This is a genomic window from Vibrio rumoiensis 1S-45 (genome assembly GCF_000286955.2).
Taxonomy (GTDB): Bacteria; Pseudomonadota; Gammaproteobacteria; order Enterobacterales; family Vibrionaceae; genus Vibrio; species Vibrio rumoiensis_A.
In genome coordinates this window covers 1-7605 of record NZ_AJYK02000013.1, presented here as the reverse complement: position 1 = coordinate 7605, position 7605 = coordinate 1, and the positions used below count along the sequence as shown (strand labels likewise).

Annotated in this window: 7 protein-coding genes; 6 read left to right on the top strand and 1 reads right to left on the bottom strand. The window is 40.1% G+C overall.

Annotated elements, in window-relative coordinates; translation table 11 throughout:
• Nucleotides 1-43 precede the first annotated feature (43 nt).
• The 4 genes from A1QC_RS02285 (at nucleotide 44) to A1QC_RS15795 (ending at nucleotide 4503) form a co-directional block, all read left to right on the top strand.
• Nucleotides 44-1225, top strand: a complete 1182-nt coding sequence (locus tag A1QC_RS02285; protein ID WP_017024104.1) for an oligogalacturonate lyase family protein — start codon at nucleotides 44-46, stop codon at nucleotides 1223-1225.
• A 250-nt stretch (nucleotides 1226-1475) separates the two neighbouring features.
• Nucleotides 1476-2192, top strand: a complete 717-nt coding sequence (locus A1QC_RS02280) for an oligogalacturonate-specific porin KdgM family protein (protein ID WP_017024103.1) — start codon at nucleotides 1476-1478, stop codon at nucleotides 2190-2192.
• A gap of 63 nt (nucleotides 2193-2255) precedes the next feature.
• On the top strand, nucleotides 2256-3404 hold the full coding sequence (locus A1QC_RS15800) for a hypothetical protein (RefSeq protein WP_431305832.1): 1149 nt from the start codon (nucleotides 2256-2258) through the stop codon (nucleotides 3402-3404).
• A 4-nt stretch (nucleotides 3405-3408) separates the two neighbouring features.
• Nucleotides 3409-4503, top strand: a complete 1095-nt coding sequence (locus A1QC_RS15795; RefSeq protein WP_431305831.1) for a right-handed parallel beta-helix repeat-containing protein — start codon at nucleotides 3409-3411, stop codon at nucleotides 4501-4503.
• A 289-nt stretch (nucleotides 4504-4792) separates the two neighbouring features.
• Here the strand turns inward: A1QC_RS15795 and A1QC_RS02270 are convergent, their stop codons facing one another.
• Nucleotides 4793-5680: a LysR family transcriptional regulator gene (locus A1QC_RS02270; protein ID WP_017024102.1), complete on the bottom strand. Its 888-nt coding sequence runs from the start codon at nucleotides 5678-5680 to the stop codon at nucleotides 4793-4795.
• 113 nt (nucleotides 5681-5793) lie between these two features.
• On the opposite strand from A1QC_RS02270, the gene A1QC_RS02265 reads away from it, so the two are divergent.
• Together A1QC_RS02265 and A1QC_RS02260 are read left to right on the top strand one after the other, a co-directional pair.
• Complete coding sequence (locus A1QC_RS02265) at nucleotides 5794-6660, top strand: MBL fold metallo-hydrolase (RefSeq protein ID WP_017024101.1); 867 nt, start codon at nucleotides 5794-5796, stop codon at nucleotides 6658-6660.
• The gene (locus A1QC_RS02260) at nucleotides 6654-7289 is read left to right on the top strand and encodes a DsbA family protein (RefSeq protein WP_017024100.1); all 636 of its coding nucleotides are present in this window, start codon (nucleotides 6654-6656) and stop codon (nucleotides 7287-7289) included. Before A1QC_RS02265 ends, A1QC_RS02260 begins: the two co-directional genes overlap by 7 nt.
• Nucleotides 7290-7605 lie beyond the last annotated feature (316 nt).

The window sequence follows — 7605 nt, the reverse complement described above, 5'->3', positions numbered from 1 at the left end:
CCCAGCCAGTAGTGATTACTGGCTGTCCTTTTAGGAGAATATTATGGCTAAAGGTCAAATTATCGATCTACAGTTTGAAACTTTTGTAGATAGCGACACCAATAATAAAGTGACACGTTTAACTCCAACTAACGTCATTTGCCATCGAAACTACTTCTACCAAAAATGCTTTACCACTGACGGTAATAAGCTGCTTTTCGCTGGCGATTTTGACGTAGTAAACGAAGAAGCAAACCGTAACTACTACCTACTTGATTTAAAAACACAAAAAGCAACTCAGTTAACCGAAGGTAAAGGCGATAATACTTTTGGCGGCTTTATCTCTAACGACGATAAATCTTTTTTCTATGTGAAAAACGAACTTAACTTGATGAAAGTTAACCTTGAAACACTAGAAGAAAAAGTCATTTATACCGTTGATGAAGAATGGAAAGGTTACGGCACTTGGGTCGCAAACTCAGATTGTACCAAACTAGTGGGTATCGAAATCAAGAAAAGTTGCTGGAAACCACTGACTTCTTGGGAAAAATTTGCAGAGTTCTACCACACAAACCCAACTTGTCGTTTAATAAAAGTAGATATCGAAACAGGCGCATTAGAAGTAATCCATCAAGACGATGCATGGTTGGGCCATCCAATCTATCGCCCATTTGATGACAACACTATTGGCTTCTGTCACGAAGGCCCACATGATTTAGTCGATGCTCGTATGTGGCTTGTCAATGAAGATGGCTCTAACGTTCGTAAAATCAAAGAGCATGCGGAAGGTGAATCTTGTACTCACGAATTTTGGATCCCAGATGGCAGTGCGATGGCTTATGTCTCTTACTTCAAAGGTCAAACTGAGCGCGTTATCTATAAAGCAAACCCTGAAACACTCGAAAATGAAGAAGTTATGGTAATGCCACAATGCTCTCATTTAATGAGTAACCATACAGGATCTTTGATGGTAGGTGACGGCAGCGACGCACCTGTAGATGTAAATGATACTGACGGTTACGACATTGAGAATGACCCATTCTTATACATTTTAAATACCCAGAAAAAGAGCTATGCGCGCCTTGCTAAACACAGTACTTCATGGGAAGTATTAGACGGCGATCGCCAAATTACCCACCCTCACCCATCGTTCACTCCGGGTGATACTGGTGTGCTATTTACCAGTGATTTTGAAGGTGTACCTGCTGTATACCTTGCTGAAATCCCGCAAGCGTTACAGGCTTAACCCACAACAATAAACATCCACCTAACAATCTTCAAACCCCAGTTAACACACTGTTAACTGGGGTTTTTATCTCTCACATTCCCTTTGCTCTCATATTCATTTTAAATCATAAGTAACGTGAATTTGTTCACATATATATTCATACAAAGTTAGCAAGATCACAAATCAAACCAATCTTTCTTTAAAATAGGAACGGTGTTTTATTATAGTGATTACAGACAATAAAATAACAATATAAAGGACTTTGAATATGAAAAAATTACTACTCGTACCTATGGTTGCAATCGCTCTTACTTCTATAGGTGCTTCTGCTGCCAGCATCAACTTACGACATGAGTTCATTCCAGAAGAAGGAGATATGGCCTCTCGACACCGTGATCGCATGACTTTAGCGCACACTTTTGAGAACGGTATCGGGATCAGTGGAGAAATGAAATGGGGTTATGCGGGTGATGATGTCAACTTTGGTGAGATCGAAAGTGTCGGACATGAAGCAAAAATCAGCTATACCTACAAAGCTACCGATTCTTTCACTTTACAACCAGCCTATGCTCTTGATTCAAGTGATAGTGCCGTCACACACAAACTTGACTTAAAAGGTATACAAAAATTAACGGATGATTGGAATGTAGCGTTACGTTACCGTTATGGTTACAAAAACGTATCAGCACCAAGCACTGATAACAGCCATTACACTCAGTTAAACCTAACAAGTGGTTACAACATTGGTGACTTCGGACTTGGTATCGATTTTGAATACAAATTGGAGCAATCAGATAGCTCAGGTTACGACGGCGATAATAACTACTTAAACCTTGTTAACTTCACAGCTGAATACAAAGGCTTCGAAAGTGGTTGGAGACCATTTATTGAACTTGGCATGGTATCTCAAAATACCGACCTTGCTGCTGATGGTAAAGATGAATATGTTCCTCGTTACCGTGCTGGTTTGAAATATAACTTCTAATAACCTCCCCCCTAAAAGAGTTTCCGACAAATGGAAACTCTTTTTGCTATAAAGGATATAACCATGAAACAAAAAAACCTCGCGGCATTAATTGCCTTAACTTTAAGTCCTTTTGCTTCTGCGGCTCTACCTGATGTGAATTCTCTAGAATGGCATGCGGTTACTTTTGGTCAATCGACCGATCTGAATTTCGGATCCACTATTTTTCCTGAAAAAGTCGGCACCAACCAAGTCACGGTAGATGGTAAAAAAATCACCTCTGGCGCACTTGAAAAACACTTCACTATTGAAAGTCGTGGCGGCAAACTTGCCAACTCACATGAAGGGGTCACATACTACTACACGGCTCTCCCAACCGATGTGAACTTTACGATCTCAGCAACAATAACTTTAGATCAACTAGGCCCAGAAACCGGTGCTGCACCTAACCATCAAGAAGGCGCAGGCATCATGATCCGTGATGTAGTGGGTAAACCTCGTATGGATCCTCAACCACAAGGAATGGAAGAGTTCCCAGCTGCGTCAAATATGGTGATGAATGTCTTCCGTGCCAACAAAAAAGGTGATGCTAACGGCTTAGCGAATATCTATGGAGTATATCGCGAAGGCATTTATCACCCTTGGGGAACTGGTGGAAATAAGATGTCTCGCGAAGACTACGTGCAAGCGGTCAAATTTGGCGAAACACCTAAGTACGAAATGTCTGTAACACGTACCGATGATACCTTTGAAGTCACCTTCAATGATGGCAAAAACACTAAGACTATCCCACTAAAAGGTGCCAATGCTAACATCGTTGAAATGCAAAACTCTGACACTCAATATGTCGGTTTCTTTGCATCACGTAATGCGAAAATTTCCGTGTCTGATGTAGATTTAAAACTATCGGAAGCAAATACTAAAGATGCACCAAAATATCAAGCACCACAAAACCCGCTGGTTTTTGAAAATGCATCCTCTGAACACACTGCCGATTCTGATTACTATATCCAAGCTCGTGCCAACTACGCAGGTACTTTTGCTGTCACGCAAGATGGTAAGGAATTAGTATCAAACAAAAAAATTAAAGCTGGTGAACTGTTTAGCTATGAAGCGGATATCGATAAGGCTTCCTCTAACTTTGAAATTACCTTTACGGCTACTGAAGGCCCTGATCTCAAACCTCGAGTTCATAAACTCACAGTCACTAAATCGATCATCGATAATCGATAATCCAATGAAAATCTACGTGAGCCCTAAAGCAACGGCAGCGGGTGATGGTAGTGAAAGCAAACCAACTAGCTTAGAAACCGCACTTCAACTATTAGCGCCAGGTGGCACTATCTACCTTGAAGATGGTGATTACCCTACCACAACAATTCCGGTAGAAGTGAGCGGTGTTGATGGTAAAGAAAAATCATTAGTCGCTCTTGGTGAAAACGTCCGCTTTAAAGGAGCAGTCAACCACGAAGCGCATTACTGGCACTATAAAAATATTGAAATAACCGAAGGTCAATTTACGGTTTATGGTAGCCATAATACCTTTGAAAAAATGGTGACACATGGCGCACCAGATACCGGCTTCCAAATTACCTCTCCTGAAGGTATTGGTCGTGCTTTATGGGCAAGCCATAACACCGTAATTGATAGTGAAAGCTACAACAACATGGATAAGTCACGTATCAATGCTGATGGTTTTGCCGCTAAAATACGTGTCGGCGATGGTAACACCTTTATTCGTTGTATTTCTCACCACAATGCAGATGACGGCTGGGATCTATTCAACAAAGTAGAAGATGGTCCAAATGGTGCTGTAACTATTTTAGATTCAATTGCCTTTAAAAATGGTCAAACCCTCGATTATCCAAATGAAGGTGGCACCATTGGTAACGGCTTTAAACTAGGTGGGGAAGGCCTACCAGTTGCTCACATAATCAAAAATAGCCTAGCCTTTGCCAACAACATGGATGGATTTACTGATAACTTCAACCCGGGGTCGTTAACGGTAGAAAACAACGTATCGATTGATAACAAGCGCTTTAATTACCTATTTCGTTTAAGCCCATATTCGGATGAAATTAAGCAAGGTGCTTTTAAGGACAACGCCTCGCTACGCTTCTACCAAACTAGTCAATACGATGATTCGGTTAGCTTTGATACATCGGTAAATAACGCTTTCTACAAAGATGGTAAAACTCAATTTACTACTGAAAACACCATCAAGCCTGAGCTACTTGAAAAGATTAAACAAGCATCCAAGATTAATGGCTCAAAACCTATGCCTGGACGTGATGAGGCATTGGCGTTGGAAGCACTACTATACTCAAAGTAATTATAGTTACAGTGAGACGGTCAATGAACGCCGACAACAAAAATAGAACATGGGGGGAAACCTCCCCCCTAAAACAGGTGCATTTCCATTTAGAGTTCTCGCGTTTAAACTAACTTAAACGCGAGAACGATTATGAAAAAATCACGCTATACAGAATCACAAATCGTTAAGATCTTAAAAGAAGTGGAAACCGGTAGTAAAGTATCGGATGTTTACAATTAATACACCTTGCAAGCATATTTATTCACAATGGGAATTTTTATTCCACCATTCTCTATATACCAAAGTCTTACCAAGGATTATCTTTGAAATACTCTTGCAAATAATCAATTAATGCTCTTACGGTCGGAGATTGATGTTTTCTGGAAGAATAGAGCGCATATATAGTCAGGTCGGCGGGCTTCCACTCTGATAGGACTGGCTGCAATGTGCCGCTCTCGATGTATTGATTAGCTAAGTAGGTTGGTTGAATGGCGACACCTCCACCAAGAAGTGCAGCATGGAGTAATGTCGTTGCCTCGTTAGCGGTTAGTTTACATTCAACATCTATTGATTTTTGTTGAGTACCATTCGTGAGGTGCCATACGTGTCGCTGAAAGTTTTTATACCCCAGACAGTTATGCATACTCAGTTCCTCTGGCTCCGATATATCTTCCTTATTTGCTAAATATGCAGGCGAAGCAACGAGCACCGACTCACAAATAGCAATTGGTTTACCAATCAAAGAGGGATCAGGGTTAGAAGCAATTCTAAGCGCAAGATCAATTTGTTTTTCTGTCAGGTCTGCAACTGAATCCTGTAGATCAATATCGATATGGACTTTGGGATACATCGACATAAAATTCAAAAGCGCAGGGACAAGCTGAGAAAACCCGAATGACATACTTGTCGCAACGCGTACTATCCCAGATAGCTCCTCACTATTATCACTTAAAGCAACTAAACCTTCCGCTTGTTCAAGCCAAGTCTCGACTTCTTTTAGACATCGCTCTCCGGTAGTAGTAAGCGTTACTTTTCGGGTCGTCCTGTGTAGCAAACGTGCGTTTAACCACTTTTCCATAGCTTCAACATAACGCGTCACCATAGGACGAGACATTTCAAGTCTGTCAGCCGTAGCGGTAAAACTGCCCGATTGAGCAATATCAACAAATACTCTCGCAGCGGTTAATTTATCCATTAATTTGCTCGAATTATGAAACAAAGATGCTTGATTTTGTGTGTTTTTAAGAGCATGTCAATCTTTTATGATTAATCTCATCAAAACAAGCCATACCATTTACGGAGACAATCATGAAAAAAATCACTTTATTAGCCGCATCTATCCTAGTTGCAGGTAGCGTATTTGCCACAGAGAATACGCCACTTACTTTTGATGTTTATAATGCAGACGAAAGTAGCTTCCATGTAAATTCAACTCTAATTATTGGAGAGAACGAAGTGATGTTGGTTGATACTGGTTTTACCAAAGCCGACGCCTTGCGAATTGCGGCAAAGGTATTGGACACAGGCAAAGAGCTCAAAACCATCTTTATTAGCCAAGCAGATCCTGATTATTATTTTGGAGCTGAAGTTTTACATAAGCTGTTTCCAGACGCCAATATTATAACGACGCCTGCAGTTAAAGCAGTTATAGAAAAGAAATTGGACTCTAAGTTGCAGATATGGGGGCCACAATTAGGTAATAATGCTCCCGTCGCCCCTTACATTCCTAAAGCAATAGAAGCAACTAGCCTTACTTTAGAGGGACATAAAATAGAAATTAAAGGTACGGAAGGAATTTTATCATATCGACCATATTTATGGGTACCCTCAAGCAAAACCATATTAGGTAACGTTGCGATATTTGGTAATCTGCACCTTTGGATGGCAGATATACAAACAGAAAAAAGTCAAAAAGCATGGAGTGAACAGCTAAAAAATATGCAAGCTTTGCAACCCGAAATCGTTATTCCTGGCCATATGCAGTCAGGGGCTCCTTTAAACTTAGAGACTATAAGCTATTCTATACAATATCTTAACGATTTCAGTAAGGCCCAAAAGAGTAGTAAAAACAGCACACAGTTGATTGAGAAAATGACTGAGAAATATCAAAATTCAGGGTTTCCTGTTGCTTTAAGTATTGGTGCTAAGGTTCATATGGGGGAAATGAAATGGTAACGATTCACTATTTTTATGATCCTATGTGTGGCTGGTGCTACGGTGCTACTGCTTTAATCGAATCTATTGTTAGTAGCAATAAGTTTAAATTACTCCTTCATCCAGGGGGTATGTTGCCAGGAAAAACAATTGCTCCATCGTTTCGTCAGCACATTTTAAATAGTGATCAACGAATTCAGAAACTTACTGGAACACACTTCGGGAAAGATTATGTAACACGGGTAATGAGTAATGAGGAGCTTATTCTAGACTCTTATCTTCCTACTCGGGCAATTCTTGTTGGAGAGTCTTTAGGTCTGAAACCATTTGAAATGTTAAAAGCAATACAAAAAGCACATTACATTGAAGGGAAACCAGTCAATACGTTAAGCAGTTTGGAAGAGTTAGCTGTTCAATTAGGGCTCGATCAACAATTGTGGCAAGAAAAGATGCAAACAGGGGAAGCTTTAGAAGATGACGCGATTAGTATTAGCCATCAATTAATGACCCGATTGAACGTACAGGGCTACCCGACCCTTATGATTGAAGATAAAGGACAATTTAAGAAGATACCTCATACAGAGTTTTATGGTCGAGAAGAACAATGGAAAACATTCTTGGAAGGTTATCTAAATACAACCTTGCATTAACGGAGAATATATAGCTCCGCTCCAATTAGGGCCAACTATAGTTCGTGCCGCAAATAGAATTGCGACACGAACTTATAAAAATTCATGCTGGCAGTGATATTACTGTAGCCACATACAAGCTCTTTCTTTAAGTAACCAATATGCTTCATATTTGAAATGTTCAATTTTTTCAATCGTTTATTATTCAAAGTAGCGATTAGAAATAGAGTGCAGATTTAAAATAAAAACACAAAACCACTCAATAAAGAGTGTTATTTAAAATGGTTTAGATTGGATTTTGTAACGAGAAGATTTGGAGCGTGCGGCGGGAATCGAA